This window comes from Nguyenibacter vanlangensis (assembly GCF_013376155.1).
GTDB lineage: Bacteria > Pseudomonadota > Alphaproteobacteria > Acetobacterales > Acetobacteraceae > Gluconacetobacter > Gluconacetobacter vanlangensis.
In genome coordinates, this window is the sequence record NZ_JABXXP010000409.1 from 1 (window position 1) to 2,640 (window position 2,640).

3 protein-coding genes are annotated in these 2,640 nt (G+C 71.0%); 2 read left to right on the forward strand and 1 reads right to left on the reverse strand.

Features of this window, described 5'->3' with window-relative positions; translation table 11 throughout:
- Together HUK84_RS14595 and HUK84_RS14600 are read left to right on the forward strand one after the other, a co-directional pair.
- A partial coding sequence (locus tag HUK84_RS14595) for a sensor histidine kinase (RefSeq protein ID WP_246285702.1) occupies positions 1–888 on the forward strand: 888 nt, incomplete at its 5' end.
- Between the two features lie 6 nt (positions 889–894).
- Positions 895–1,578, forward strand: coding sequence for a response regulator (locus HUK84_RS14600; RefSeq protein ID WP_176640935.1), 684 nt, complete (start codon positions 895–897; stop codon positions 1,576–1,578).
- Between the two features lie 104 nt (positions 1,579–1,682).
- On the opposite strand, the gene HUK84_RS14605 is transcribed toward HUK84_RS14600, so the two are convergent.
- Positions 1,683–2,375 (reverse strand): pyridoxamine 5'-phosphate oxidase family protein, encoded by a 693-nt coding sequence (locus HUK84_RS14605; RefSeq protein WP_176640936.1) that lies wholly within the window; start codon positions 2,373–2,375, stop codon positions 1,683–1,685.
- Positions 2,376–2,640: the final 265 nt, after the last annotated feature.

A 2,640-nucleotide genomic window follows, 5' to 3' on the forward strand; every position in this document is an offset into this window, starting at 1 on the left:
GATACGGACCGGAGCGGGCCGCTGCTGGACCCCGAGCAGCAGCGGCTGCTGGATGCGCTGAACGACCAGGCGGCGCTGGCGATCGAGCGGATCCGCCTGGCGGCCGACCTGGACCGGGTGCGGCTGAATGCCGAGACCGAGAAGCTGCGGGCGGCGCTGCTGACCTCGATTTCCCACGATCTGCGCACGCCGCTGGCCTCGATCCTGGGGGCGGCGAGCAGCCTGGACAGTTATGACGCGCTGCTGAACGCCGAGGGGCGGCGCGAATTGCTGGCGACCATCCGCGAGGAGGCCGAGCGGCTGAACCGTTTCGTCGCCAACCTGCTGGACATGACGCGGCTGGAGGCGGGCGCGCTGGCACCGCGCCGCGTGCCCGCGGACCTGGGCGAGATCGCCGGCAGCGCCCTGGCGCGGGCGGCGACGATCCTGCAGCATCACAGCGTGACGCTGGAGGTCGCGCCGGACCTGAAGCTGGCGATGCTGGACGACGTGCTGGTGGAACAGGCGGTGTTCAACCTGCTGGACAATGCGGCGAAATACACCCCGCCGGGATCGCGGGTCGCGATCGCGGTCGGAGGCGAGGCGGGATGGCTGTGGCTGCGCGTCACCGACGAGGGGCCGGGCCTGGCGGTGCAGGATGCCGAGCGCGTGTTCGACAAATTCACCCGCTTTCATGCCGGTGATCGGACCCGCCCGGGGACCGGGCTGGGGCTGGCGATCGCGCGCGGGTTCGTCGAGGCGATGGGGGGAACGATCGCGGCGGCCAGCCGCACCGACCGCTCTGGCGCGATCTTTACCATGCGCTTTCCCGCCGCCGAGATGAAACAGGGTGAGGCGGTACGGGAAAAAACGATAGGATCGGCGGCGAACGAGACCCTGGAGGGCTGAGTGGGCGTGAGCGACCCCTGTGTGCTGGTCGTCGATGACGAGCCGGCGATCCGCCGCCTGCTGCGCACCAGCCTGACCGCCCAGTCCTGGCGGGTGGTCGAGGCGGCGGACGGCGCCGGCGCGCTGAAGCGGGCGGCGGACAGCGATCCGGACGTCATGCTGCTGGATATGGGCCTGCCGGACCGGGATGGGCTGGAGGTGATCCGCCTGCTGCGCAATGGGGGATCCACGCTGCCGATCGTGGTGCTGTCGGTGCGCGACGACGAGCGGGGCAAGGTGGCGGCGCTGGAGCTGGGGGCGGATGATTACGTCACCAAGCCCTTCGGCATGGCCGAACTGGCGGCGCGGCTGCGCACCGCGCTGCGCCATGCCTTGCAGAGCGAGGGCACGCCGCCGGTCTTCGCCTCGGGCGATCTGAGCGTCGACCTGGTGCGGCGGCGGATCATGCGCGGCGGCGAGGAGGTGCACCTGTCGCCGCGCGAATGGGACATCCTGCGCCTGCTGGTCAACCATGCCGGGCGGGTGCTGACCCACCGGCACATCCTGGGGCAGCTTTGGGGCGCGGGCGGGGATGTGCAGCAATTGCGGGTCTATATACGGCAGATCCGCCAGAAGCTGGAGCAGGACCCGGAGCGGCCGGCGCATATCGTGACCGAGACGGGGGTCGGCTATCGCCTGGTGTCGGACTGAGGCGCGGACTGAGGCGCGGATTGAGGCGGGGCGTGGTGCCTGACCCGGCATGACAGGGCCAGATCAGGACCAGGATCAGGACCGAGACCTGATCCGGACGAGGTTCAGGCGAATTTGCGGCGGGCGGCGGTCACGGAGGGGGGCGGCGGGGTGTCTTCGGCGACGCGGCCGTCATCGATGGGCCGGCCGATGGCGGTGGTGACGGGCAGCACGCCGGCCCAGACCGGCAGGGCGTAGTCCGCGTCGTCATCCACGGGGCCGCCGGCGCGGATCTTGGCCGAGGCCGCGGCGATGCGCACCGCCAGCACGCCGGTGGCCTTGCGTTCCTTGGCCAGCATCGGCCGGACCTCGTCCCACCGGCCGGGCAGCAGATGTTCGGTGATGACGCGCAGCGCGTGGTCGTGTTCGGCCGGGTCGGTCACGTGGCGGGCGGCGCCATGGACCACCACGCTGCGGTAATTCACCGAATGGTGGAAGGCCGAGCGGGCGGCGACGATGCCGTCGATCAGGGTGACGGTCAGGCAGACCTGCACGTCCTCGGCCACGTCCTCGGCCACGCCGCGGATGATGCGGGTGGTGGTCGCGCCGTGGATGAACAGCGTATCGCCGTCGCGGCCATAGGCCATGGGAATCACCATCGGCCGGCCGTCGGCCACGAACCCGACATGCGCCACCAGTCCGGCGTCGAGAATGGCATGCACGCTCGCCGCGTCGTAGCGGGCGCGCCGGCCCTGACGCGCGATGGCGTAGGGCGGCAGGCCGGCGGGGCGGGACGGGATGTCGTGGTCGGACGTCATTGGTGGGTTCCTGTCGGTGGTCTGGTGGTCCGATCGGGTGGCGGCCCGATCGATAAGGTGGCCGGAGGGCATCTTGCGCGTGCGGGTGGACTGGTGAAAGATCCAGTTTTCCGGAATTGGGAGGGCCAGTTTGTTCGACGGATGGCTGAGCCTGGACCGGGCACTGGACCGGGCGGACGCGGTGCCGCTGGCCGAGCAGATCTATCGCCAGGTGCGCGACGCGGTGCGGGCCGGGCGGGCGCCGGGGGATCGGCGGCTGCCTTCT